This window comes from Pseudomonas sp. A-B-19, from assembly GCF_019947515.1.
Taxonomy (GTDB): Bacteria; Pseudomonadota; Gammaproteobacteria; order Pseudomonadales; family Pseudomonadaceae; genus Aquipseudomonas.
This window is the reverse complement of record NZ_JAGYGN010000017.1, coordinates 84,027-107,842: the sequence shown is the minus strand read 5'-3', so window position 1 is coordinate 107,842 and position 23,816 is coordinate 84,027. Positions and strand designations below refer to the sequence as shown.

At 59.5% G+C, this 23,816-nt stretch carries 22 protein-coding genes and 4 tRNA genes; 15 read left to right on the top strand and 11 right to left on the bottom strand.

Going from position 1 to position 23,816, the window contains the following annotated elements:
• The first annotated feature begins 107 nt into the window (after positions 1–107).
• From panD to KGA81_RS19200, 7 genes are all read left to right on the top strand, one after another.
• A complete protein-coding gene (gene panD / locus KGA81_RS19230; protein WP_003228271.1) occupies positions 108–488 on the top strand; it encodes an aspartate 1-decarboxylase in 381 nt (126 codons plus the stop codon).
• 224 nt (positions 489–712) lie between these two features.
• Positions 713–2,377 (top strand): glucose-6-phosphate isomerase, encoded by a 1,665-nt coding sequence (gene pgi / locus KGA81_RS19225; protein ID WP_223547716.1) that lies wholly within the window; start codon positions 713–715, stop codon positions 2,375–2,377.
• 200 nt (positions 2,378–2,577) lie between these two features.
• Positions 2,578–4,515, top strand: a complete 1,938-nt coding sequence (gene acs, locus KGA81_RS19220) for an acetate--CoA ligase (RefSeq protein ID WP_223547715.1) — start codon at positions 2,578–2,580, stop codon at positions 4,513–4,515.
• Positions 4,516–4,645: 130 nt separating this feature from the next.
• A complete protein-coding gene (locus KGA81_RS19215) occupies positions 4,646–5,518 on the top strand; it encodes an oxygenase MpaB family protein (protein WP_223547714.1) in 873 nt (290 codons plus the stop codon).
• A gap of 209 nt (positions 5,519–5,727) precedes the next feature.
• Positions 5,728–6,744, top strand: a complete 1,017-nt coding sequence (locus tag KGA81_RS19210; protein WP_223547713.1) for a class I SAM-dependent rRNA methyltransferase — start codon at positions 5,728–5,730, stop codon at positions 6,742–6,744.
• A 93-nt stretch (positions 6,745–6,837) separates the two neighbouring features.
• Positions 6,838–9,795, top strand: coding sequence for a DUF748 domain-containing protein (locus KGA81_RS19205; protein ID WP_223547712.1), 2,958 nt, complete (start codon positions 6,838–6,840; stop codon positions 9,793–9,795).
• Complete coding sequence (locus KGA81_RS19200; protein WP_223547711.1) at positions 9,795–10,091, top strand: DUF2845 domain-containing protein; 297 nt, start codon at positions 9,795–9,797, stop codon at positions 10,089–10,091. Before KGA81_RS19205 ends, KGA81_RS19200 begins: the two co-directional genes overlap by 1 nt.
• Before the next feature lie 158 nt (positions 10,092–10,249).
• On the opposite strand, the gene KGA81_RS19195 is transcribed toward KGA81_RS19200, so the two are convergent.
• Together KGA81_RS19195 and KGA81_RS19190 are read right to left on the bottom strand one after the other, a co-directional pair.
• A complete protein-coding gene (locus tag KGA81_RS19195; RefSeq protein ID WP_223547710.1) occupies positions 10,250–10,606 on the bottom strand; it encodes a BON domain-containing protein in 357 nt (118 codons plus the stop codon).
• 467 nt (positions 10,607–11,073) lie between these two features.
• On the bottom strand, positions 11,074–11,496 hold the full coding sequence (locus KGA81_RS19190; protein ID WP_223547709.1) for a pilin: 423 nt from the start codon (positions 11,494–11,496) through the stop codon (positions 11,074–11,076).
• Positions 11,497–11,723: 227 nt separating this feature from the next.
• Between KGA81_RS19190 and KGA81_RS19185 the strand changes: the two genes are divergently transcribed.
• From KGA81_RS19185 to yacG, 4 genes are read left to right on the top strand one after another with little or no spacing between them, the layout of a single operon-like run.
• The gene (locus KGA81_RS19185; RefSeq protein WP_223547708.1) at positions 11,724–12,941 is read left to right on the top strand and encodes a type II secretion system F family protein; all 1,218 of its coding nucleotides are present in this window, start codon (positions 11,724–11,726) and stop codon (positions 12,939–12,941) included.
• 1 nt (position 12,942) lies between these two features.
• Positions 12,943–13,815: a prepilin peptidase gene (locus KGA81_RS19180; RefSeq protein WP_223547707.1), complete on the top strand. Its 873-nt coding sequence runs from the start codon at positions 12,943–12,945 to the stop codon at positions 13,813–13,815.
• Complete coding sequence (gene coaE, locus KGA81_RS19175; protein ID WP_223547706.1) at positions 13,812–14,435, top strand: dephospho-CoA kinase; 624 nt, start codon at positions 13,812–13,814, stop codon at positions 14,433–14,435. The genes KGA81_RS19180 and coaE overlap by 4 nt, the downstream gene beginning before the upstream one ends.
• Positions 14,432–14,632 (top strand): DNA gyrase inhibitor YacG, encoded by a 201-nt coding sequence (gene yacG / locus KGA81_RS19170; RefSeq protein ID WP_108216452.1) that lies wholly within the window; start codon positions 14,432–14,434, stop codon positions 14,630–14,632. Before coaE ends, yacG begins: the two co-directional genes overlap by 4 nt.
• A gap of 35 nt (positions 14,633–14,667) precedes the next feature.
• Here the strand turns inward: yacG and KGA81_RS19165 are convergent, their stop codons facing one another.
• Complete coding sequence (locus tag KGA81_RS19165; protein WP_223547736.1) at positions 14,668–15,357, bottom strand: energy-coupling factor ABC transporter permease; 690 nt, start codon at positions 15,355–15,357, stop codon at positions 14,668–14,670.
• 71 nt (positions 15,358–15,428) lie between these two features.
• Positions 15,429–16,361: a LysR family transcriptional regulator gene (locus tag KGA81_RS19160; RefSeq protein ID WP_223547705.1), complete on the bottom strand. Its 933-nt coding sequence runs from the start codon at positions 16,359–16,361 to the stop codon at positions 15,429–15,431.
• 120 nt (positions 16,362–16,481) lie between these two features.
• On the opposite strand from KGA81_RS19160, the gene KGA81_RS19155 reads away from it, so the two are divergent.
• Complete coding sequence (locus KGA81_RS19155) at positions 16,482–16,724, top strand: DUF2790 domain-containing protein (protein WP_223547704.1); 243 nt, start codon at positions 16,482–16,484, stop codon at positions 16,722–16,724.
• A gap of 8 nt (positions 16,725–16,732) precedes the next feature.
• Here KGA81_RS19155 and KGA81_RS19150 read toward each other — a convergent pair whose 3' ends face one another.
• The 3 genes from KGA81_RS19150 to KGA81_RS19140 are packed head-to-tail and all read right to left on the bottom strand — an operon-like array spanning position 16,733 to position 20,585.
• The gene (locus KGA81_RS19150) at positions 16,733–18,001 is read right to left on the bottom strand and encodes an OprD family porin (protein WP_223547703.1); all 1,269 of its coding nucleotides are present in this window, start codon (positions 17,999–18,001) and stop codon (positions 16,733–16,735) included.
• Between the two features lie 16 nt (positions 18,002–18,017).
• Positions 18,018–19,238: a benzoate/H(+) symporter BenE family transporter gene (locus tag KGA81_RS19145; RefSeq protein WP_223547702.1), complete on the bottom strand. Its 1,221-nt coding sequence runs from the start codon at positions 19,236–19,238 to the stop codon at positions 18,018–18,020.
• A gap of 3 nt (positions 19,239–19,241) precedes the next feature.
• Positions 19,242–20,585 carry an MFS transporter gene (locus tag KGA81_RS19140; RefSeq protein WP_223547701.1) on the bottom strand — a complete coding sequence of 448 codons (1,344 nt, stop codon included), beginning with the start codon at positions 20,583–20,585 and terminating at the stop codon, positions 19,242–19,244.
• A gap of 220 nt (positions 20,586–20,805) precedes the next feature.
• Between KGA81_RS19140 and KGA81_RS19135 the strand changes: the two genes are divergently transcribed.
• The 3 genes from KGA81_RS19135 (at position 20,806) to KGA81_RS19125 (ending at position 23,072) form a co-directional block, all read left to right on the top strand.
• Positions 20,806–21,432 carry a DUF1780 domain-containing protein gene (locus KGA81_RS19135; RefSeq protein ID WP_007970534.1) on the top strand — a complete coding sequence of 209 codons (627 nt, stop codon included), beginning with the start codon at positions 20,806–20,808 and terminating at the stop codon, positions 21,430–21,432.
• A 104-nt stretch (positions 21,433–21,536) separates the two neighbouring features.
• Positions 21,537–21,710 (top strand): DUF3094 domain-containing protein, encoded by a 174-nt coding sequence (locus KGA81_RS19130; RefSeq protein WP_007970531.1) that lies wholly within the window; start codon positions 21,537–21,539, stop codon positions 21,708–21,710.
• Between the two features lie 63 nt (positions 21,711–21,773).
• On the top strand, positions 21,774–23,072 hold the full coding sequence (locus KGA81_RS19125; protein WP_223547700.1) for an NAD(P)/FAD-dependent oxidoreductase: 1,299 nt from the start codon (positions 21,774–21,776) through the stop codon (positions 23,070–23,072).
• 160 nt (positions 23,073–23,232) lie between these two features.
• On the opposite strand, the gene KGA81_RS19120 is transcribed toward KGA81_RS19125, so the two are convergent.
• From KGA81_RS19120 to KGA81_RS19105, 4 genes are all read right to left on the bottom strand, one after another.
• Positions 23,233–23,309 (bottom strand) — tRNA-Pro (locus tag KGA81_RS19120).
• Between the two features lie 94 nt (positions 23,310–23,403).
• Positions 23,404–23,479, bottom strand: a tRNA-Lys gene (locus KGA81_RS19115).
• 5 nt (positions 23,480–23,484) lie between these two features.
• Positions 23,485–23,561 (bottom strand) — tRNA-Pro (locus KGA81_RS19110).
• Between the two features lie 9 nt (positions 23,562–23,570).
• A tRNA-Asn gene (locus KGA81_RS19105) sits at positions 23,571–23,646 on the bottom strand.
• Positions 23,647–23,816: the final 170 nt, after the last annotated feature.

The window sequence follows — 23,816 nt, the reverse complement described above, 5'->3', positions numbered from 1 at the left end:
GCAAGCTCGCTCCCACAGGGGGCCGCTGCGCCCGAACAGACTGTATTGCCCCCTACAAACCCTTCGGGCAAACTGCCCGCCGTTCGATTCCGACCTGGGAAATACTCATGCACGCCATCATGCTCAAAGCCAAGCTGCATCGCGCCGAAGTCACCCACGCTGTACTCGATTACGAAGGCTCCTGCGCCATCGACGGTGAATGGCTGGACCTGTCCGGCATCCGCGAGTACGAACAAATCCAGATCTACAACGTCGACAATGGCGAGCGCTTCACCACCTACGCCATCCGTGGCGAAGAAGGTTCGCGCATGATCTCGGTCAATGGCGCCGCGGCGCACAAGGCCAAGGTCGGCGATCGTGTGATCATCTGCGCTTACGCCCATTACAGCGAAGCCGAACTGCTCAACTTCAAGCCGCGCATGCTCTACATGGCGCCGGGCAATGAACTGAGCCACACCAGCAACGCCATTCCGGTCCAGGTCGCCTGATCCGAGTCCTGTCTTTTCCGTTTGTCGGACCGTTCCTAACTTTGGTGTTAAAAAAGTACCGGAAACAGGTCAGACAAAGGCAAGACAGATCATTGCGCGGGGTTTACTGTATTCGCCCTGCGCCATGAAATCGTGTCGACGCAGTTGACCGGAACGCCCACCCACAGCGCTCCGGGATTTTTAGTGTTCAAAAGGCCGTTCAAGTAATAAGGAAACCCGCAGCGATGGCGTATTACCGCACTCCTCACGACGTTACCGCTTTGCCCGCCTGGCAAGCGTTGAATGACCACCGCCAAGCCATGCAGGATTTCAGCATGCGCGAAGCCTTCAATGCCGATCCGCAGCGTTTTACTCAATTCACCCTCAGCAGCTGCGGCCTGTTTCTCGACTATTCGAAAAACCTGATCAACGCCGAAACCCGCAATCTGCTGGTGGGCCTGGCCAACGAAGTAGACCTCAAGGGCGCAATCAAATCGCTGTTCGACGGCGAAATCGTCAACGCTTCCGAAGGCCGTCCAGCTCTGCACACCGCCCTGCGTCGCCCGGTTGGCGACAAGCTGTCGGTCAACGGCGTCAACGTGATGCCGGAAGTGCACAAGGTGCTGAACCAGATCACCGACCTCGTTGGCCGCATCCACGACGGTCTGTGGCGTGGTTACACCGAGAAGCCGATCACCGACGTGGTCAACATCGGCATCGGCGGCTCCTTCCTCGGCCCGGAGCTGGTGTCCGAAGCGCTGCTGTCCTACGCCCAGAAAGGCGTGCGTTGCCATTACCTGGCGAACATCGACGGCAGCGAGTTCCACGAACTGACCATGAAGCTGCGCGCCGAGACCACGCTGTTCATCGTCTCGTCGAAATCCTTCAACACCCTCGAAACCCTGAAGAACGCCCAGGCCGCCCGTGCCTGGTACCTGGCCCAGGGTGGTTCGGAAGCCGAGTTGTATCGCCACTTCATCGCGGTATCGAGTAACAACGCCGCCGCGGTAGCTTTCGGCATCCGCGAAGAAAACATCTTCCCGATGTGGGACTGGGTCGGCGGACGCTACTCGCTGTGGTCGGCCATCGGCTTGCCGATTGCCCTGGCCATCGGCATGTCCAACTTCAAGGAATTGCTGTCCGGTGCCTACACCATGGACCAGCACTTCCAGAGCGCGCCGTTCGAACAGAACATGCCGGTGCTGCTGGCCTTGCTCGGCGTGTGGTATGGCAACTTCTGGGGCGCGCAAAGCCACGCGATCCTGCCGTACGATCACTACCTGCGTAACATCACCAAGCACCTGCAACAGCTGGACATGGAATCCAACGGCAAGAGCGTACGCCAGGACGGCAAGCCTGTGTCCACAGACACCGGGCCGGTGATCTGGGGCGGCGTCGGCTGCAACGGTCAGCATGCCTATCACCAGTTGCTGCACCAGGGCACCCAGTTGATCCCGGCCGACTTCATCGTGCCGATCGTCAGCTTCAACCCGGTGTCCGACCACCACCAATGGCTGTACGCCAACTGCCTGTCGCAGAGCCAGGCATTGATGCTCGGCAAGACCCTTGGCGAGGCCGAAACCGAACTGCGCGACAAAGGCATGAGTGAGGCCGATGTGCACAAACTCGCGCCGCACAAGGTGATCCCGGGCAACCGTCCGAGCAACACCCTGGTGGTCGAGCGCATCAGCCCGCGTCGCCTCGGCGCACTGGTGGCGATGTACGAGCACAAAGTCTTCGTGCAAAGCGTGATCTGGGGCATCAACGCCTTCGACCAGTGGGGAGTGGAGCTGGGCAAGGAGCTGGGCAAAGGCGTCTACAACCGCCTGGTCGGCAGCGAAGAAACCCCGGCCGAGGACGCTTCGACCCAAGGGCTGATCAACTACTTCCGTGGTCGTCACCGCGGGTGATTTGACAGGGGGCGCCAAGCCCCCCCTTTGTAGGAGCTGGCTTGCCAGCGAAGGCGGTGTGTCAGTCCAATAAATATTGACTGAGCCACCGCTTTCGCTGGCAAGCCAGCTCCTACGAGGGTCGCACAGCTCCCCTCTTGAACCCATTGACCTCTCGGCGCATCTTAATCCTTGTCGCAATACAAGAATAAGGAACCGTCATGTTCGATATCAGCACGTTCCCCAAAGCCGATGCCGTCCGCCGGGCCGCACAATTGAGTCAAGAAGACTATCAGCGCCTGTACCGCGAGTCCGTTGAACACCCCAGTACGTTCTGGGCCGAACAGGCCACTCGCTTCCTCGACTGGAGCGCACCGTGGCAGACCGTCCAGCGCTACGACCTGAAGACCGGCGAGGCCAGCTGGTTTGCCGGTGCAAAGCTGAACGTCAGCTACAACTGCATCGACCGGCACCTGGAAAAACACGGCGATCAGGTCGCCATCATCTGGGAAGGCGACGACCCTGCCGACGCCACCTCCATTACCTACAAAAAACTGCATGAAAACGTCTGCCGCCTGGCTAACGTGCTGAAAAGCCGTGGCGTGAAAAAAGGCGACCGCGTGTGCATCTACCTGCCGATGATTCCCGAGGCGGCTTACGCCATGCTTGCCTGTACCCGCATTGGCGCGGTGCATTCGGTGGTGTTCGGTGGTTTCTCCCCGGAATCGTTGCGCGACCGTATTCTCGACGCCGACTGCCGTACCGTGATTACCGCGGACGAAGGCGTGCGCGGCGGCAAGGTCGTGCCCCTCAAACAGAACGTCGACAAGGCGCTGCAAAGCTGCCCGAACGTGAGCAGCGTGCTGGTGGTCGAACGCACCAAGGGGCAGGTGAATTGGGTCGATGGACGGGACATCAAGTATCAGCAGGCCCTGCGCGATGCCAGCGCCGATTGCCTGCCCGAGCCGATGGACGCCGAGGACCCGTTGTTCATCCTCTACACCTCCGGCAGTACCGGAAAACCCAAAGGCGTGCTGCACACCACCGGCGGCTACCTGTTGCAAGCCGCGATGACCTTCAAGTACGTGCTGGACTACCGCGATGGCGAAGTCTTCTGGTGCACCGCCGACATCGGCTGGGTCACAGGCCATAGCTACATTGTGTACGGTCCGCTGGCCAACGGCGCGACCACGCTGATCTTCGAAGGCGTGCCGAGCTACCCGAGTACCTCGCGCTTCTGGCAGGTGATCGACAAACACAAGGTGAACATTTTCTACACCGCCCCGACGGCCCTGCGTGCGCTGATGCGCGAAGGCCCCGAGCCCTTGAAGCAAACGTCCCGCGCCAGTGTCAGGCTGCTCGGTACGGTCGGTGAGCCGATCAATCCGGAAGCATGGGAGTGGTACTTCCACGAGGTCGGCGAGGAGCGCTGCCCGATCGTCGATACCTGGTGGCAGACCGAAACCGGCGGCATCATGCTCAGCCCGCTGGTCAGCGCTCAGCGGATCAAACCCGGTTGCGCGACACAGCCGATGTTCGGCGTGCAGCCGGTATTGCTCGACGAGCAAGGCAACGAAATCAAAGGTGCCGGCAGCGGCATACTCGCCTTGAAGTCCAGCTGGCCGGCACAGATCCGCAGCGTCTACCGCGACCCGCAACGCATGATCGACACCTATTTCAAACCCTACCCCGGCTACTACTTCACCGGGGACGGCGCACGACGCGATGAAGACGGTGATTACTGGATCACCGGGCGCATCGACGATGTGATCAACGTGTCCGGCCACCGCATCGGCACCGCCGAAGTGGAAAGCGCCCTGGTGCTGCACCAGAGCATCGCCGAAGCCGCTGCGGTCGGTTATCCCCACGACATCAAGGGCCAGGGCATCTATGTCTTCGTCACGCCCATGAACGGCGTCGAAACCAACGATGACCTGAAGAAAGAATTGCTGGCCCTCGTCAGCCAGGAAATCGGCAGTTTCGCCAAACCGGATCTGATCCAGTGGGCGCCGGCCTTGCCGAAAACCCGTTCAGGCAAGATCATGCGACGCATTCTGCGCAAGATCGCCTGCAACGAACTCGACAACCTGGGCGACACTTCGACCCTGGCCGACCCGAGCGTGGTACAAGGCTTGATCGATAAACGCCTGAATCAATAAAGTACCGCGACCTGTAGGAGCGAGCTCGCTCGCGATGAACTCCGATACACCGCGTATATTCAGGAAACACGCGTAATCGTTAACGTCCATCGCGAGCGAGCTCGCTCCTACAGAAAACCATTGAGTCACCATGGAATTCATCCGCACCCGCATCGAAACCCAGATCATGAGCCTGAGCGGTTTGTCCCTGGGCAAACTCGACCTGGATAACCCCAAGGGCGACCCCGGGCTGTTCGGGCCAGACTCGGTGAGCTGGCAAGTCCATGGCGACTTCAGCAGCATGCTGATCGGCGGCATCAGCGCCCTGATGCTGCAAGCCCTGCACCCGCTGGCATTGGCCGGGGTCTGGGACCATTCGAACTTTCGCGAAGACATGCTCGGCCGCTTGCGCCGCACCGGGCAGTTCATTTCCGGCACTACGTTCGGTTCACGACAGGACGCAGACTGGTTGATCGAGAAGGTCCGCACCATTCATTTGCAGATTACCGGCACAGCGCCGGATGGACGCCCCTACGCCGCCAGCGATCCCGTATTGCTGACGTGGGTGCACGTGGCGGAAGTCAGCAACTTCCTCGCTGCACATTTGCGCTATCGCAATCCGCACCTGTCCCCGGCCGATCAGGATCGCTACTACTCTGAAATTGCCCTGATCGCCGAGCGACTCGGGGCCAGGGATGTACCCCGTTCGCGGCGGGAAATTGCCGACTACCTTGAGCGCATCCGTCCACAACTGCTGTGCGACGAGCGCAGTCGTGAAGTCCTGCGCCTGTTGCTGAACGCCCCCTCCCCCAGTCGCCTGGCCAAGCCTTTCGGCGGATTGATGATGCAGGCCGGGATCGATCTGCTGCCGGACTGGGCCAGTGACATGCTCGGCGTCAGCCAGAACCCACTGCAACGCAAGCTGATCCGTGCCAGCGTCAATCGCAGTGCGCCGATGCTGCGCTGGGCGGTGCGCAATGGATCGGTGCAGCGGGCCAGGCGGCGGATGGGGTTATTGACCTGAACACAACTTCTTGAATGTGATCACTCTGTGGCGAGGGAGCTTGCTCCCGCTCGAGTGCGCAGCACTCGCATATAAATTGAAACGTACCAGGATTTTGGGGCCGCTTCGCAGCCCAGCGGGAGCAAGCTCCCTCGCCACGGGCAAGCCCCTCATCTCTGTTCCACAGTGTTAAACTCCCGCGCCCAATTCCCTCCTGCAAGGCGCCCAGCATGTCTTCCTTGAATCAGGCGCTGCGCGCCGCCCTCGAACGTCGCCAGGATCTGCTGGCGCAGTTGCACAGCCAGGGCACCGATTGCTATCGCCTGTTCCACGGCAGCCAGGAAGGTGCAGGCGGGCTGACCATCGACCGCTACGGCCCGCAATTGCTGGTTCAAAGCTTCCACCAGCCGCTGGAGCGCGAGACGCTGCTGCAACTGCACGAAACGATCAATCAACACCTGGGTTTTGACACTCTGCTGGTCTACAACGACCGCTCCCGTGGCAACTCGCGCATCGATCGCGAAGACATCGTCTACCGCGCCGACGAAGCCGCCCTGCAAGACCTGGTCGGCCACGAATGGGGCCAGAACTACCGGGTACGGGGTCGCCATGCCGGACAAGACCCACTGCTGTTCCTCGACCTGCGCAACACCCGTGGCTGGGTCAAGGACCACAGCAAAAACAAAAGCGTGCTGAACCTGTTCGCCTACACCTGTGGTGTCGGCCTCAGTGCTGCCGCCGGCGGCGCGCGCGAGGTATGCAACCTGGATTTCGCCGAAGGCAATCTGGCGGTAGGTCGGGAGAACGGCCAACTTAACCCGCAGTTGCCGACCATGGAATTTATCCAGTCCGACTACTTCCCGGCCATTCGCCAACTGGCCGGCCTGCCGATCAGCCAGCGCCGCGGGCAAAAACTGCCGAGCTATCAGCGCCTGGAACAGCGCCAGTACGATCTGGTGCTGCTGGACCCGCCGGCCTGGGCCAAGAGCGCATTTGGCACCGTCGACCTGCTGCGCGACTACCAGAGCCTGCTCAAACCGGCCCTGCTGACCACTGCCGATAACGGCGTACTGATCTGCTGCAACAACCTGGCGAAAGTCAGCATGGACGACTGGCGCGAGCAGGTTTTGCGTTGCGCAGAGAAGGCCGGGCGGCCGGTGCGCGAGTGGAGCGTAATGAAGCCAGGCGCCGACTTCCCGTCGATGGATCAGCAACCACCGCTGAAAACCCTCATCCTGCAGCTCTGATTACTGTGGGAGAAATCTGAAACTTACTGAACAGAGCGATCACTTGGGAACCGGAAACGCGTGCCATACTCCAAGGCACTCCGATCCAGACAGATGAAGCCGCACATGTACAAAGGATTGATCCGCGCCATCGGCGCCTTGTTGACTGCTCTGGCCCTCTACAGCTTGCTGGGTTTTCTGATTTTACCGGGTGTCGCGCTGCGCGTTGCCAACCAGCAACTGGCCAACTACGCCACCACGCCCGCCACGATCCAGCGGATCGAATTCAATCCGTTCAGCCTTGAACTGACCCTTTGGGGCTTGAGCATCGGCGAGCCCGGCAAGGAGCAGGTCGGTTTCGAACGCCTGTACGCCAATCTGCAATTCGACAGCCTGTGGACCAAGGCGGTACATCTGTCCGATGTCGAACTGGACAAGCCCAAGACCGAAATCCTGTTCAGCAAGGACGGCAAACTCAATCTGCTGGGGCTGTTCAAACTGCCAGCAAGCGAACCCACACCCGCCGACCCGGATGCCAAGCCGTTTCCACTGCGCATCGAGCGGATCAAACTGGCCGGTGGCGCCGTGCACTTTGAAGATGCCCGGCCCAGCGAGCCCATCGAGTTTGTCTACGACACACTCGATTTCGAGTTGAAGAACCTCAGCACCCTGCCCGATGACAGCGCCGACATGACCCTGGTCGCCGTCGGCCCCAATGGCGGACAGATCGACTGGACCGGCAACTTCAGCCTGATCCCGATCGCCTCCGAAGGTAAGCTGAAAATCACCGATGGCAAGATGAAAGCCTTTTGGCCCTATGTGCGCGATGCCGTGCCACTGGACCTCGAGAACGGCGTCATGAGCATCAGTACCGACTACAAGTTCAGCCTGGCCAAGGAAACCGAGCTGCTGCTGAGCAATGTAGCGGTCAACATTGCACCCTTCGCGATCAAGGCCCCGGATGGCCGGCCGCTGGTGAAGCTCGAGCGCCTGGACGTCAGCGAAACCACCGTGGACCTGGCCAAACAGCAAGTGGTGGTCGGCAAGATCCGCAGCCAAAAACTGGAAACCTGGGCCGCGCTGGAATCGGACGGCCAACTCGACTGGCAGAAGCTGTTCGCCAGTCAGCCGTCAAAACCCGCTGCCAAAGCCAAGGCGGATGCCGAACCGGCCAGCGCCCCGGCGGCAGCTGACTCAGCGAAACCTGAACCAGCCACGCCAGACAAACCCTGGCAAGTACTGCTCAAGGATGTGCAGTTACGCGACTACCAGGTGCATCTGGCTGACCGCAAGGCACAACCCGCCGTCGCCCTGGATCTGAGCCCGCTGAACCTCGACCTGCAAAACTTCGACAGCCTCAACGGCTCGCCCTTTACCCTCAAGCTCGATACCGGTGTGGGCAAGCAAGGCAAGATCATGGCCGACGGCGAGGTCAACCTGGCCCCGGTCAGCGCCAGGCTGAAGGTCCAGACCAGGGACATCGACCTGCGGGTTGCCCAGTCCTACATCACGCCGTTCATTCGCCTGGAACTGCGCAGCGGCATGCTCGGCAGCGATCTGGCGGTCGACCTGAAAAGCACCGCCCCCCTGGCCTTCAGCGTCACAGGCCGCGCCCAGGTCGATCAGTTGCATACTCTGGATACCCTGAAAACCCGCGACTTCCTCAAGTGGCAACAGGTCGTGGTCGAAGGCCTGAACTATCAGCATGGGGACAGCCTGTCGATCGACAGGATCAACCTGTTCCAGCCCTATGCGCGCTTCATGATCAACGATGATCGCACCACCAACATCGATGACCTGCTGATCGCGCAGCCAGCAGACACAGGGGCAAAACCGGCAGCGAGCAAACCGGCCAGCAATGAAAAGCCGTTGGGTATCCACATCGGCGGCATTTTCATCAATGATGGTTCGGCCAACTTCGCCGACTTCAGCCTGACCCCGAACTTCGCCACCGCCATCCAGCAACTCAACGGGCAGATTGGCACCATCGACAGCCGCCAGCCCAAACCGGCCGGTGTCGACGTCAAGGGCAAGGTCGATCGCTACGCGCCGGTAACCATCAAGGGCTCGGTCAATCCGTTCGACCCGATGGCCAGCCTCGACATCGCCACCAGCTTCAAACGCGTGGAGCTGACCACGCTGACGCCCTACTCCGGCAAGTTCGCCGGCTACCGTATTCGCAAGGGCCGGCTCAATCTCGACCTGCACTACCAGATCACCAAGGGCCAACTCAAAGCTGAAAACAAAGTGGTGGTCGAACAACTGCAACTGGGTGAAAAAGTCGACAGCCCGGATGCCGTGAGCCTGCCGCTGAAACTGGCGATTGCCTTGCTCAAGGACGTCGATGGCAAGATCTCCATCGAACTGCCGATCACCGGCGACTTGAACAACCCGCAGTTCAGCATCATGCCGATTATCTGGCAGAGCCTGCGCAACCTGATCGTTAAAGCGGCGGCAGCACCGTTCAAGCTCATTGGTGGACTGGTCAACGGTGGTGGCGCGGAAGATCTGGGCAGTGTGTCGTTCGCAGCGGGTTCCAGCGACCTGAGCAAGGACGCCGAGGGCGCTTTGGACAAACTGTCCAAGGCGCTCAAGGAGCGCCCGGCCCTGCGCCTGGAAATCGAAGGCACCGCCGCCCAGAACGCCGATGGCCCACTGATCGCCGAACAGCGCCTGGAGCGTGAATATCAGTACAACTACTACAAAATGCTCCAGCGCCGCGGCGACAAGGTCCCGGCCCAGGCTTCGTTGCTGGAAGTACCGGACGACGAAAAGGGCCCGTTGCTTGAAGGTATCTACCGCATCCGCCTGAAAACCCAGCCCCCTGCCGAATGGAAGGATCTGGGCAAGGAAGAGCGCACCGCAAAAATGCGCGCCGAAGTGATCAAATTCTGGAGCTCCAGTGAAGTGCTGTTGCGTCAACTGGGCCAGGAACGCGCCAGCAGCATCAAGGATTACCTGGTCGACAAGGCGCAGTTGGAAGACGACCGGGTGTACTTCGTCGACGCCAGTCTGGGCGAGGCGCAAAGTGACGGCCGCGTGGTGACACCGATGCATCTGGACGCCGAGTGATGATTCGGTGGCTGCTGACAGGCCTGGTTCTGGCGCTCTGCGCCAGTCAGGCCTGGGCGGCCGATACCCTGCGCTGTGGCAGCCAACTGATCAGCGTCGGTGATCGCTCGAGTGAGGTCTTGCAAAAATGCGGTGAGCCGGTCAGCCGCGACTTGCTGGGGTACAAGCGCAGTGCAGATCGGCGCGAAGAGTTTCAGGTCGAGGAATGGACCTACGGACCGAATGGCGGGATGTATCAATACTTGCGGTTCGAAGGTAATCGGCTGAAGCAGATCAACAGCAAACGCGGAAACTGACCCCACCCCCAATTCATGTGAACACTCTTCAATGTTGGAGTGAGCTTGCTCCCACAATTGATTTTCAGCGCTACACATAAAACGGGCCCCGGCAAAAATGCGCGGGGCCTGTGGTGACCAACATTCGTTTGGCCCCGGTCCAGGCGAGAAACCTTGCCTTACTCGGCTTTCAGGCCGTCAGCGGAAACCGCTTTGACACCTTTGATTTTCTTGGTGATGGCCACTGCCATGTCTTTTTGCGAATTGGTCACGGCGTTGGTCGACGATAGCGATACCACGCCTTTGTTGGTTTCAACCTTGATGTCGCTACCTGGAATGCCTTTTTCGGTCATCAGGTCGGCTTTGACTTTGGTGGTGATCCAGATGTCGGAGGTAGCTTCTTTCGCTTCGGTCATTTCACCGGCAGCCAGCACCATTGGCGACTGAGTTGCCTGGGTGGTTTGAGCAAACGCAACGTTGACCATGGTCAGGGTCAGCGCGGTAGCAGCAGCGGCAGTGAAAGCGAACTTTTTCATACGAGTAACTCCTGTTTTTCGGAAAAGTCTGCCGGGTGCCAAGTCGGCAGGGTTACCTGGAATATTGCGAACGCTGTGCCAACTTCAAAACAGCGAGCAAAACCTGATAAATCAACAAATTATAAAATCAGCCAATTTTCGGAATCATGCAAAATGCACGAGACGCAGAAACGCTGCATGCAAGTTGCAGGTTTCTGGAAAGTTCCTAAGATCCTGAATTTCCGAGCTTTCTCTGTCGCTTTTGACGACGGGTCGATAAACAGGAAAAAACCACGCAAAAGCGGTAATGCTGTTCAGTTAAGGAAATTGTAGGAGCGAGCTTGCTCGCGATGGTCGTGAACGATGATGCGTGCTTTCTGATTTAACGCGTCGTACTTGCGATCATCGCGAGCAAGCTCGCTCCTACAGAGGACCACATTCGCTTAACTGAACAGCATTACGCAAAAGCGGGGACTTGATTCAGCCATTCATGTCGCGGAACCGGAACACCCTTTAGGCAAGTAGTCCTGGGAAACGCTGCTCTTACATGACCAGCCTTTGGTTTCGTCCCGTGTCAGGGTGACGGTTTTACCCAGGACCACCCCCGGGGCATTGTGCAACGTACATACGATTGATCCCGCCCCCTCCGGCGTTGTAGCCGTCACAGACAGGGCGCAGTGGTTGGTCGATGTCGCGCCGGCGGGCGCCACGTTGGCAATTGTCGGGGTTTCGCCCTGGCTGATCACATCCTCGAACGGCACTTTCATTGCAGTCAGTTCGGCCAACGCCGCAGTGACTTTGGCCCGAGCCTGGTATTTGGAATACATCGGCAGCCCCAGAGTTGCCAGGATCCCGATGATCGCCACCACGACGAGCAACTCGATCAGGGTAAAACCTTTTTGATTGTTCATGTACAAGCTCCATGCATGAGTCGAAAGCTCATGATCTGCCCCATGGCAGCACAGCCTGTGCCAAGGCCAAAAGCCCCTGTTGGCAGGGGGCATGGTGGCTGCAAAGCCCTTGCCTATTACCAGGTTCAGCACTATCTGACGTTTTTTGTCACCTTGCCCCTGCAGGTTTGGCCTCATCCCTTGACTAGGCTATAAGAGCGATTCAACCGGATTACCCAGGACTGAACATGGCGGTCAAGGCAGCGAAAATCAGCGTGTATGCATGGGAAGGCATCGACCGCAAAGGCACAAAAGTGACCGGCGAGCTCAGCGCTCAAAACCCGGCGCTGATCAAGGCGAAACTACGCAAGCAAGGCATCAGTCCCGGCAAGGTTCGCAAAAAAAAACCTGCGGTTTTCAACATGGGCAAGCGCATCAAGGCCCATGACATTGCCCTGTTCACCCGACAAATGGCGACGATGATGAAGGCCGGTGTGCCATTGCTGCAGTCGTTCGACATCATTGGCGAAGGTTTCGACAATCCGGCCATGCGCAAGCTGGTGGACGAACTGAAACAGGAAGTCGCGGCAGGCAGCAGCTTCGCCACCGCCCTGCGCAAGCAACCCCGGTATTTCGATGAACTGTATTGCAACCTGGTGGATGCCGGCGAGCAGGCCGGTGCCCTCGACACCCTTTTGGAGCGGGTCGCGACCTACAAGGAAAAAAGCGAAAGCCTCAAGGCCAGGATCAGGAAAGCCATGACCTACCCGCTGGTGGTGGTGTTCGTCGCGGCGATCGTCACCGCGATTCTGCTGGTCAATGTCGTGCCGCAGTTCGAATCCGTGTTCAAAGGCTTCGGCGCCGAACTGCCGGCCTTCACCGTGATGGTCATTGGCCTGTCGCAATTCATGCAGGCCTGGTGGTGGGTGGTTCTTGGAACGCTGATCACGATGGCCTTCGGCGTGCGCCACGCCCTCAGGACATCCCCGGCCTTTCGCGACCGGATGGACACCTGGCTGCTGAAACTGCCGCTGGTGGGCCCCCTGATGCACAAGTCTGCCGTGGCCCGGTTCGCCCGCACCCTGTCGACCACTTTCGCCGCTGGCGTGCCGCTGGTGGAGGCCCTGGAATCAGTGGCTGGTGCGACCGGCAATATCGTATTCAAGCGCGCGGTATTGCGCATCCGGCAGGACATCTCGACCGGCATGCAATTGAATTTCGCCATGCGTACCTGCGGCGTCTTCCCGAACATGGCGATACAGATGACCGCCATCGGCGAAGAGTCAGGCACCCTGGACGCCATGCTCGACAAAGTCGCGGGATTCTACGAAGACAACGTCGATAACATGGTCGATAACCTCACCAGCCTGATGGAGCCGTTCATCATGGTGGTGCTGGGTGTTATCGTCGGTGGACTGGTAGTTGCCATGTACCTGCCCATCTTCCAACTTGGCTCAGCGATCTGACATGCCCTTGAATGAAATTCTGACTCACTCTGCGCTGGCCTTTGTCCTTCTCGCAGGCATCACCGGCCTGCTGGTCGGCAGTTTCCTCAATGTCGTGATCTGGCGCCTGCCGAAAATGCTCGAACGCGACTGGCGTGAGCAGGCCCATGACATCCTCGGCCTGCCTGGCGAAACCCCGCTGCCGACCTACAACCTGTTGCTGCCCCATTCCCAGTGCCCGCACTGCGGTCACCGGATCCGTGCCTGGGAAAACATCCCGCTGCTCAGTTATGTGTTTTTGCGCGGCCGCTGTTCAGCCTGTGCGGCGGCAATCAGCCCGCGCTATCCGTTGACCGAACTGGCCTGTGGCCTGTTGTCGGCGTTTGTTGCCTGGCACTTCGGCTTCGGTTGGCCGGCCGCCCTGGTGCTGGTCCTGAGCTGGGGTTTGCTGGCGATGAGCCTGATCGACGCCGAACATCAGATATTGCCGGACGTACTGGTGCTGCCATTGATGTGGCTGGGGTTGATCGTCAACAGTTTCGGCCTGTTCGTGTCGTTGCACGAGGCGCTTTGGGGGGCGATAACCGGCTACTGCGTGCTGTGGTCGGTGTTCTGGCTGTTCAAGCTGATCACGGGCAAGGACGGCATGGGCTACGGAGATTTCAAGCTGCTGGCGATGCTGGGCGCCTGGGGCGGCTGGCAGATTCTGCCGCTGACCATCCTGCTATCCTCGCTGGTGGGGGCCATTATCGGGCTGATGATGCTGCGCTTGCGCAACGCAAAAACCTCGACGCCAATCCCTTTCGGCCCCTACCTGGCCATTGCCGGCTGGATTGCGTTGCTCTGGGGTGGTCAAATAACCGACCTCTATTGGCAGTTTGTCGGTTTGAAATGAATAGCCCTGTGGAAAAACCCTGGATTCTCGGCCTGACCGGCGGCATAGGCAGCGGCAAAAGTGCGGCCGCCCAACACTTCATCGACCTGGGCGTGCATGTGGTCGACGCCGATCATGCCGCTCGCTGGGTAGTGGAGCCCGGTCGCCCGGCACTGGCACAAATCGCTGAACACTTCGGCCCCGGCGTGTTGCAAGCCGACGGGCAACTGGACCGTGCAGCGCTACGCAAATTGATCTTCGAAGTGCCTGAAGAACGCCGCTGGCTGGAGGCCCTCCTGCATCCGCTGATCGGCGAGGAGATCGCTCACCACCTGGCGCTGGCAAAATCGCCTTATGCGATTCTGGTTTCGCCGCTGCTGATCGAGTCCGGGCAATACGTCATGACCCAACGGGTGCTGGTGATCGATGCCCCTGAACAATTGCAGATCGAACGCACCCTGCAACGTGACCAGACCAGTGAGCAGCAAGTCCAGGCGATCCTCAAGGCCCAGTCCAGCCGCCAGGATCGCGTGAGCCATGCAGACGATGTCGTGATCAATGACCGCGACCTTGCCTGGCTGCACAGCGAGGTCGAACGCCTGCATCACTTTTATCTTTCTTTGCGTGGAGGCCAGTCATGAGCCAACCAACAACCGTCGAATGCCCAACCTGTGGCGCTCCCGTGGAATGGACTGCCGAAAGCAAATACCGGCCATTCTGCTCCGACCGCTGCAAATTGATCGACCTGGGCGCCTGGGCGTCCGAAGAACACAAGATTCCAGTACCCCCCGATGCCGAGGACGAGATGTTCAGCGGTGACTTCGACCCGCGCCACTGATCCATCGAGTAGACGATTCCAGGTTTTGACATGGATCAGGACTTGGGATCGTCGTCCTTCCAGGGGGCAGAGAGGTAGCGTGTGCGGTTGAACGTCTCCAGCCACTCCGGACAAAACACCACCAGCGCACTGACCACCATGCCGTTGATAAACGCCTCGGGAAAGATGATCAGCCACAGGTAACCGACAAAATCCTCAAGCCAATACGGCATCTCGAAACGTTCATCCAACCACAGCAACCACAGCGCCAGCAGCAGGCACAGCAACGCCGACAGCGCGGCGGCAAAGAATCCGGAAACGAAGATATACACGAAGAGATTTCGCGGCTGCGCGCGCTCCACCAGAATGGCGCAGCACTCGGTGACCAGCACCGGCAGCGCAATCAACAGCGCGCCATTGACCCCGACCGCCGCCAGGTCCTGCCGGCCGAGCAACACCAGCCCCGTTTGCGCCACCAGGCCACCCACCAGCGCCAGCGGCCAGTCCAGCAGCAGGGTCACCGCTGTCATGCCGATAAAGTGATAAGACACGCCGGTATCGAAATCCCGCCGCACCAGCCACAACAGAAACAGCGCAAACACCGTTCCAAACAGCAGATGCTGACGACGGCTGTCGGTGAACAGCTCAACCCACGGCGCACGACAGATCGCCCAGATCAACACCGGCACATAGATCAGCCAGCCGACCGCAAGGGTTGACGATGACAGCAACTCTGCACCGATCATGGCTACGCGCGTCTCCCAGGCGAAGAACAACAGACATTCAGTCTACACCGCCGCTCGCCTGCCCTTCGACTTCAAGCCCAATGCCGCGGATCGTTCATCACCGCGTCATGTTCGGCGAACAGTTTCGGTAGCTCGGACTTGAGAAAGTCCACCCAGGTGCGGACCTTGGCATCGAGAAAGCGTCGCGAAGGATACAGCGCATACACATTGCGCTCGCGCAGGCGCCATGCCGGTAACACACGCAGCAAAGTACCGTCGCTCAATGGCCGGGTCGCGGCATAGAACGGCAGCAGGCTGATGCCCATGCCCGCCTCCGAAGCCTTGACCATCGACTCGGCAACATTGCACTGAAAGGTCTTGGCCGGGCTGACGGCGTGCTCGCCGCGCTCGTCCTGGAAAAGCCATTGATCGCTGTACAACGGGTCGAGCATGCGCAGGCATCGATGCTCGCTCAGCGCCATCGGTTGCTGCGGCACACCCCGGCGCTGCAAGTAAGCCGGGGAAGCACAGGGCACGCTGTAGATCTGCCCGACGGCCTGCGCAACCATTTGCGAGTCGGCCAATTCCGCAGCGATCGAAATCACCACATCGTGCCCCTCCTCCAGCGGATCGGGATTGCGCTGCGACAAGGTCAGCTCGAACACCACATCGGGATAAAGCTCGCTGTAGCGGGCGATCAACGGCGTAAGCAGCACACCCAGGCCGTTCATGCTGTGCACTCGCAGGCGTCCGGCCGGATTGATATGAGCGCCTCGGGCCTCGGCCGTCGCCTCATCCATGGCTTCGACGATTTGCCGGCTACGCAGCAGCAAGCGCTCGCCGGCGTCGGTCAGGCTCAAGCGCCGCGTGGTGCGTTGCAGCAGGCGCGCCTGTACGTGTTCCTCCAGGTCCGCCACCAATCGGGAGACCTGCGCGGTCGACAGATCCAGCGCATCGGCAGCCCCGGTGAAACTGGCGCAGTCCACCACCCGGATGAACACGCGCAAGTTGTTAAGCACATCCATAAGCCCCCCTCGGGCGCTGACTGTTACATTTTATGTAAGGCTGCATCCGGCGTTCGCCCCTTTATCCATCGGTGGCAAAGACTAAAATTCAGACATCAAACCGACATGGAGCACGCCAACATGAAAACGTTGATCAGCCTGTTGCTGAGCGTCATCGCCACCTCGGCCATGGCCGCTGACAACGAGCCCCTCGCGGTCCTGTACAACCCGGCGCAGCCACTGGACATCGCCAAGGTGGTTTCGGTGTCGGACACGGCGACCGCGTGCGGGGTTGTACCGGCGACCATGGTGTATGTCGATCATCAAGGCCAGACCCGACGCGTCACCTACGAAGTCATCGGTGATTGCACAAGCAACCTGTGATCAGGTGCTCATAGCAGGGTCCACGTGTAGCTAAGGATCAGGCGGTTTTCATCGATATCACTGCGGTAGTTGGAACGCGCCATGGCATTGCGCACGCGAATACCCAGGCCTTTGAGACTGCCGCTTTGCAGCACATAGCCAATATCCAGATCGCGTTCGCGGTCCTTGCCTTCAAACCCCTTGCCGGTATCGACGTTATTGCCGGTGATGTAACGCACGGTGCTGGTCAGCCCCGGTACGCCGAGCGCCGCGAAGTCGTAGTCGTAGCGTGCCTGCCAGGAGCGCTCATCGGTGAAGGCGAACTCGTAGGTCGGCACTTCGTTGCCCAGTGGCGAAATATTAGCGAACACCCGCGGGAAGGCGCTGTCGCCGAACATGCCCTGATAGCCGATGTAAAACGTATGACCGCCACGCTTGGCCGACAGCAACGAGAAGAACGCCTGGTTGTCGATGTTGCCCAACAGCTTTTTGCCATCCTCGCGGGAATCGAAGTAACCGAGATTGGCGCCGAGGATCCAGTCGCCCACTGGCTCGCTGTGCTTGAGGCCCAGGAAGCGCTGGTTATAGATGTCTTCCAGTTGCCCGTACCAGGCGCTGACCGAGCTGCGTTTGTCGTTGAAGGCATAATCGGCGCCGGCAAAGTTGAAACCGTCACTGCTGACCTGGCGCTGCGGCACATGGCCGAGCATGGCTTGCATCTTTTCGTCGCCGGCCTCGTTGCGCAGGCTGGTCGAACTCAAGTGACCGCCCTGCAGGGTCAGGCCATTGATCTCGCTGGAGGTGATGCTTGCGCCCTGATAACTCGGCGGCAGCAGACGAATATCGCTGAACACCAGTACCGGCAAGTTGGGTTGCAACTCACCAACCTTCAGCTCGGTCTTTGAGTAACGCATCTTCAACGCGCCCTCCAGACGGCTGTAATCGTTCGCCGCGCGGCCGTCGTCCTGCACCGGCAGCAAACCGGTATTGGTCCGGTCCGGGGCACTGTCGAGCTTGAGGCCGAGCAAGCCGATGACATCCACCCCAAAACCGACGGTGCCCTGGGTGTATCCGGACTTCACGTTGAGGATAAAACCCTGGGCCCACTCTTCTGCCTTCGATTGCTGGTTGGCGCCGACGATGTCGGAATAGTCGCGGCTGAAGTAGTAATTGCGCGCCTGCAACGTCGCTGTGCTGTCTTCGATAAAGCCTTTTTCGGCAGCCATCGCGCCCGTGGAAAAACTCGAGACGACAGCCAGGGACAACGCCGAACCGGTTGTTGGGAGAATCTGTTTCATCGTTTTTCTCTTGTTGTTATTTTTCGACTGATTGAAGGACTTCAGTTGCAGTGGTTTTACGAGTAGGAACGGGACGGCGGGCGCTCAACAGCCCATGGGTGACCATGCCGAAAATCAGCCCCCAAAATGCGGCGGATAATCCAAACAGTGACATGCCCGAAGCCGTGACCAGAAAGGTCACCAGCGCGGCTTCACGATCGCTAGGCACCGCCATCGCGCCCGTTAACGCGCCGGCAATGGCGGCGAACAAGGCCAGCCCGGCCAGTGCCGCGACCAGCTCTTTGGGGAACGCGGAAAACAGCGAAACCAGCGTGGCACCGAAGATCCCGAACAGCAGGTAACACAGGCCGCCAACCACTCCGGCCACATAGCGTTTGCGAGGATCTTCGTGGGATTCGCGACCGGTGCAAATCGCCGCGGTGATCGCCGCCAGATTCAGTCCATGGCAACCAAACGGCGCCAGCAGTGCCGTGCCCAGTGCGCAACTGGCAATGATCGGGCTCGCCGGCGTCGGATAACCGCTGGCGCGCAGCACCGCCATGCCGGGCACGAACTGACCGGTCAGCGCCACCATCACCAGCGGCAAGGCGATGTTCAGGATCGCGCCAAGGCTGAACTCGGGCGTGATCCACATCGGCGTGGCCAAGCCGATCACCAGCGCTTCACGATGCAAATCACCGGAGAACGCGGCAATCGAACACCCCACCAGCAACACCATCATCACCGCATAACGCGGCATCACACGCTTGCAGATCAGGTACGTGGCAAACATCGCCAGGACCAGCAACGGCTTGTGCTGCATCGACACGAACAAGCCGGTGCCGAAACTGAACAGAATCCCCGCCAGCATCGCCGCCGCGATGGCTGCGGGCAGTTTGCTGATGATCCGGTCGAAAGCCCCCGAGATGCCAACGGCGAAAATGATCAGGCTGCTGACCAGATAAGCCCCCACCGCCTCTGCCATGGAAATGTCCGGCAACAGCGTCACCAGCAACGCCGAGCCCGGTGCCGACCAGGCGATGATCACTGGAGCGCGGTAGCGCAGGCTCAAACCGATACCGAGCACGGCGCTGCCAATGGAGATCGCCCAGATCCAGGACGACAACACTTCCCGCGAAAGATGTGCCGCTTCTGCCGCCTGAAAGATGATCACCAACGGGCCGGCATAGGAAATCACCGTGGCAATGAATCCAGCCACGGCGGCTGACAACGAGAAGTCCTGGAAAAACGCTTTCATGATTCAGGCACCGGTCGCTGACAGCGCAGGGTTGACCGCAGAGGCGCTACGCCGGCTGCTGATGGCGAACACAGTCATGGCCAGGGCCGCCACCGCACCGGGCAAGGCAAACGCCATGAAATTCAGTTGCAGCGGCAGGCTGATCCCGAGCAAGGCGCCGCCCAGCAGCGGACCGACGATGGCCCCGTTGCGCCCAATGCCCGACGCCCAGCCCAGGCCGGTAGAACGAATCGTCATGGAATAAAACTGTGCGGCGCAGGCGTACAAAAGAATCTGCGAGCCGATGGTGGTGGCACCCGCAATGGCGATCAGCAGGTACAACACCGGCATCGGGCTGTTGAAGCCCAACAAAGTGATCGACGCCGCCGCCATGGCGAAAAACACCGCCAGCACTTTCGGCAGATTGAGTTTGTCGCCCAGCACCCCGCCGCCGACCGCGCCGAAGATCGCCCCGAAGTTCAACACCAGCAGGAACGACAGGCTCGAACCCAGGCTGTAACCGGCGTTGGCCATCAGTTTCGGCAGCCAGGAACTCAGCGCGTACACCATCAACAGGCAGCAGAAAAACGCCAGCCACAGCATCAGCGTGCGCAGCGCTCGGCCTTCACGGAACAACTGCAGCACCGGGGTGCCCGTGCCTTTCACTTCGGCCATGTGCAATTGATCAGACGCTTGCACGACGCAGGCCGGATCGATGCGCTGAAGAATATTGCGCGCCTCTTCATTGCGCCCCTGACGCAACATGAAGCCCACCGATTCGGGCAGGAAATACATGATCAGCGGCAACAACAGCAACGGCAGGACCGCCACGTAAAACACCGACTGCCAGCCAAAATTCGGGATCAGCACAATGCCCAGTCCGGCGGACAGCATGCCGCCCACCGAGTAACCGCTGAACATGATCGCGACCAGCGTGCTGCGGATTCTTTTCGGCGCGTACTCGTTCATCAGCGCCACGACGTTAGGCATCACGCCGCCAATGCCGAGCCCGGCAATGAAGCGACAGAGGCCGAACTCGGTGGGGTTGCGGACGAAACCATTGAGCACGGTGAAGCCACTGAAGAGCATCACGCAGATCGTGATGGCTTTTTTGCGGCCGATCCTGTCCGATAGCGGGCCGAAGAACAGTGCGCCAAACATCATGCCGAACAGTGCATAGCTGCCCAGCGCACCGGCCTGCAAAGGACTGAGCCCCCACTCTTTCATCAGCATCGGCAAGACCACGCCGTAGATCACCAGATCGTAACCGTCGAAAATGATGATCAGGGCACACCAGAACAGCACCATCCAGTGAAAGCGGTTGAAACGTGCGTTGTCGATAACCTCATGTACGTCGATCTTGCGCATGGCATATATCTCTTGTTGTTGTTTTTTTAGAGCGTCGGTAGCACGGCTTACGTCCGTACAGCCGAGGGTAGAGCCGCCCGACACGAGGCAATATCCAGCGCGCGCAGATCACTATCCGTTTTGTGCAGGGCCCAGGAACGGGCATGGGAACGGAAGGCTATGAGCCTCTGCGACAAAATTGTCTTCTTTGCGATCACATTTGAACGCTAAGCTTGGGCCTATGGATGACTCAGATTATTTACGCCTGCTGACCATCGCGGCCGAGCAAGCCAACGCGTTCCTGTCCAATGCCCGCAAATGGGAGCGTGAGCGTTGGGTGTGCCAGCGCCTGCTGCAAGGCTTGAACATTCCCTATCGCGCCGATGAGTTCGCCCCCGCCGGGGAGCCGCCGGATGTGTTGTTTCGCGATGCCAGTTTCGAGGTGTTCTTCGTGCTCGACGAAGGCCGGCGCCTCAACGATGAATGGCGCGATGAACTGCAACGCCGACGCAGCGCATTTTCCCTGAGTCAACTGGTGCGCCGCGAGGCCAAGCCACGACGTATCCCCGCCAACGAGTTCTTGCTGCGATTGGCGCCGACCTTGCGCAAAAAGGCGCACAACTACAAAGAGCGCGGCATGGATCTGGGGGAACTGGACATCATTGCCTTCGCCAGCCTCAAACGCGAAGTGCTGGACCTCAACAGCCATTTCCCGCCGCCCACCGAATACCTGCGCCAGGGCTGGCGTTCGCTGTCGCTGGTCGGGCCGACCTTTGCCCGTGTGCTGTTCGCTCACCCGGATGCGCCGGACTTCTTGCGCAGCAACCTGGGGCGCAGCATTGTTTTTGATGTCGGGATCAGCCTGTGAGACTCGAGCCTTTCCCCGGTCAGCAGCTAAGCTTCGTTCACAGCTGAATAATTTCCCTGTAGCTTCCATACATTCAGCAACGTCTACCCCTGACGAGGCCCGATATGACCAGCCGCCTGAACCCCGACGACCAAAAGCATGTCGAAGAGTACCTGCAGTTGTCCCAGCACCAAGTCGAGCGCCGACCTTTCCGGCCGTGGATGCTCCTTGTGCTGGTATTGGCAGTGACCATTGGTCTGGGCCTGTTGAGCCGACTTATCAGTTACCTGACGCTATGAGCTGCCTTGCGCTCGCTTGGGTAACGACGACAAAGATTTCTTTTAGCCTTGCGAGTTATCCCCATGTCCCATCGTATTGTCATTGTCGGCGGCGGCGCCGGCGGTCTGGAGTTGGCTACCCGCCTGGGTAAGACTCTGGGCAAGCGTGGCATAGCCAGCGTGATGCTGGTCGACGCAAACCTGACCCACATCTGGAAACCGTTGTTGCACGAAGTGGCGGCCGGTTCCCTGAACTCTTCCGAAGACGAACTCAACTATGTCGCCCAGGCCAAATGGAACCACTTCGAGTTCCAACTGGGGCGCATGAGCGGGCTCGATCGCGCGAACAAGAAAATCCAGCTGGCCGCCACCTATGACGACGCCGGTCTGGAACTGGTGCCGGCCCGCGAAGTGCCTTACGACTCGCTGGTGATCTCCGTCGGCAGTACCACCAACGACTTCGGCACCCAGGGCGCGGCGCAACACTGCCTGTTCCTCGACACCCGTAAACAGGCCGAGCGTTTTCACCAGCAACTGCTCAATCACTATTTGCGCGCTCACGCCGGCCAGACCGACACGATCGAGCAAATCAGCGTGGCCATCGTCGGCGCCGGTGCCACCGGAGTCGAACTGGCCGCCGAACTGCACAACGCCGCCCATGAATTGGCAGCCTATGGCCTGGACCGGATCAAACCGGAAAACATGCACATCACCCTGATCGAAGCCGGTCCACGGGTGCTGCCGGCGCTGCCGGAACGGATCGGCGGACCGGTGCATAAAACCCTGGAGAAACTCGGGGTCAACGTCATGACCAATGCCGCTGTCAGCGAAGTGACGTCAGACGCCTTGATTACCGCCGACGGCAAAGTGATCAACGCCAGCCTGAAGGTCTGGGCCGCGGGGATTCGCGCACCGGGTTTCCTCAAGGACATCGATGGCCTGGAAACCAACCGCATCAATCAGCTGCAAGTGCTGCCGACCCTGCAAACCACTCGCGACGAGAACATTTTCGCCTTCGGTGACTGCGCCGCCTGCCCGCAACCAGGCAGCGAGCGCAATGTTCCGCCACGTGCCCAGGCCGCGCATCAACAGGCTTCGTTGCTGGCCAAATCGCTGAAACTGCACATCGAAGGCAAAGCACTGCCGGAGTACAAGTACACCGACTACGGCTCGCTGATCTCGCTGTCGCGTTTTTCGGCTGTGGGTAACTTGATGGGCAACCTCACCGGCAGCGTGATGCTCGAAGGCTGGCTGGCGCGGATGTTCTACGTGTCGCTGTACCGCATGCACCAGATGGCGCTGTACGGGCCGTTTCGCACGGCGATGCTGATGCTGGGCAGCAAGATCGGGCGCGGCACCGAGCCACGGCTCAAGCTGCACTAAGTTCTTTAGCGCTCTGAAGGGCCTCTTCGCTGGCAAGCCAGCTCCTACAGGATTGATGTGACCTTGTAGGAGCTGGCTTGCCAGCGAAGCTTCTCATGGACTCCATAAAAAACCGGAACAAAAAAAATCCCCGTATCTTTCGATACGAGGATTTTTAATATGGTCGGGGTAAGGGGATTCGAACTCCTGACATCCTGCTCCCAAAGCAGGCGCGCTACCGGACTGCGCTATACCCCGGAAAAAAAAGGCACCTTTGAAAGGCGCCTTCCTCGATCAGCGCTTTTGGCCTCTGATCTTAAGATTCGATTCCAGCGCTAACTGGTTTCAAAAATGGTGGGTCGTGTGGGATTCGAACCTACGACCAATTGGTTAAAAGCCAACTGCTCTACCAACTGAGCTAACGACCCAAAAATGGTCGGGGTAAGGGGATTCGAACTCCTGACATCCTGCTCCCAAAGCAGGCGCGCTACCGGACTGCGCTATACCCCGGTTTGAAATTGGCTCCGTGACCAGGACTCGAACCTGGGACCCAATGATTAACAGTCATTTGCTCTACCGACTGAGCTATCACGGAACTACACATTTCAATTTACAACTTTGAAGCTTTACTGCGTTCTCTTCAACCCGTTCGCATCGCTGCATTCGTGTGTCTGAGGCGCGCTATTCTACAATCTTCAGCACCTCTGTCAACCCCCTAAATTGCTTTCAAGTTAATGATTTGCAACTTATTTTGGATTCCTGCAT

What these genes read in the sequence shown, in the direction of transcription:
- panD (WP_003228271.1), top strand. Translation starts at nt 108, where the DNA reads ATGCACGCCATCATGCTCAAAGCCAAGCTGCATCGCGCCGAAGTCACC.
- pgi (WP_223547716.1), top strand. Translation starts at nt 713, where the DNA reads ATGGCGTATTACCGCACTCCTCACGACGTTACCGCTTTGCCCGCCTGG.
- acs (WP_223547715.1), top strand. Translation starts at nt 2,578, where the DNA reads ATGTTCGATATCAGCACGTTCCCCAAAGCCGATGCCGTCCGCCGGGCC.
- KGA81_RS19215 (WP_223547714.1), top strand. Translation starts at nt 4,646, where the DNA reads ATGGAATTCATCCGCACCCGCATCGAAACCCAGATCATGAGCCTGAGC.
- KGA81_RS19210 (WP_223547713.1), top strand. Translation starts at nt 5,728, where the DNA reads ATGTCTTCCTTGAATCAGGCGCTGCGCGCCGCCCTCGAACGTCGCCAG.
- KGA81_RS19205 (WP_223547712.1), top strand. Translation starts at nt 6,838, where the DNA reads ATGAAGCCGCACATGTACAAAGGATTGATCCGCGCCATCGGCGCCTTG.
- KGA81_RS19200 (WP_223547711.1), top strand. Translation starts at nt 9,795, where the DNA reads ATGATTCGGTGGCTGCTGACAGGCCTGGTTCTGGCGCTCTGCGCCAGT.
- KGA81_RS19195 (WP_223547710.1), bottom strand. Translation starts at nt 10,606, where the DNA reads ATGAAAAAGTTCGCTTTCACTGCCGCTGCTGCTACCGCGCTGACCCTG.
- KGA81_RS19190 (WP_223547709.1), bottom strand. Translation starts at nt 11,496, where the DNA reads ATGAACAATCAAAAAGGTTTTACCCTGATCGAGTTGCTCGTCGTGGTG.
- KGA81_RS19185 (WP_223547708.1), top strand. Translation starts at nt 11,724, where the DNA reads ATGGCGGTCAAGGCAGCGAAAATCAGCGTGTATGCATGGGAAGGCATC.
- KGA81_RS19180 (WP_223547707.1), top strand. Translation starts at nt 12,943, where the DNA reads ATGCCCTTGAATGAAATTCTGACTCACTCTGCGCTGGCCTTTGTCCTT.
- coaE (WP_223547706.1), top strand. Translation starts at nt 13,812, where the DNA reads ATGAATAGCCCTGTGGAAAAACCCTGGATTCTCGGCCTGACCGGCGGC.
- yacG (WP_108216452.1), top strand. Translation starts at nt 14,432, where the DNA reads ATGAGCCAACCAACAACCGTCGAATGCCCAACCTGTGGCGCTCCCGTG.
- KGA81_RS19165 (WP_223547736.1), bottom strand. Translation starts at nt 15,357, where the DNA reads ATGATCGGTGCAGAGTTGCTGTCATCGTCAACCCTTGCGGTCGGCTGG.
- KGA81_RS19160 (WP_223547705.1), bottom strand. Translation starts at nt 16,361, where the DNA reads ATGGATGTGCTTAACAACTTGCGCGTGTTCATCCGGGTGGTGGACTGC.
- KGA81_RS19155 (WP_223547704.1), top strand. Translation starts at nt 16,482, where the DNA reads ATGAAAACGTTGATCAGCCTGTTGCTGAGCGTCATCGCCACCTCGGCC.
- KGA81_RS19150 (WP_223547703.1), bottom strand. Translation starts at nt 18,001, where the DNA reads ATGAAACAGATTCTCCCAACAACCGGTTCGGCGTTGTCCCTGGCTGTC.
- KGA81_RS19145 (WP_223547702.1), bottom strand. Translation starts at nt 19,238, where the DNA reads ATGAAAGCGTTTTTCCAGGACTTCTCGTTGTCAGCCGCCGTGGCTGGA.
- KGA81_RS19140 (WP_223547701.1), bottom strand. Translation starts at nt 20,585, where the DNA reads ATGCGCAAGATCGACGTACATGAGGTTATCGACAACGCACGTTTCAAC.
- KGA81_RS19135 (WP_007970534.1), top strand. Translation starts at nt 20,806, where the DNA reads ATGGATGACTCAGATTATTTACGCCTGCTGACCATCGCGGCCGAGCAA.
- KGA81_RS19130 (WP_007970531.1), top strand. Translation starts at nt 21,537, where the DNA reads ATGACCAGCCGCCTGAACCCCGACGACCAAAAGCATGTCGAAGAGTAC.
- KGA81_RS19125 (WP_223547700.1), top strand. Translation starts at nt 21,774, where the DNA reads ATGTCCCATCGTATTGTCATTGTCGGCGGCGGCGCCGGCGGTCTGGAG.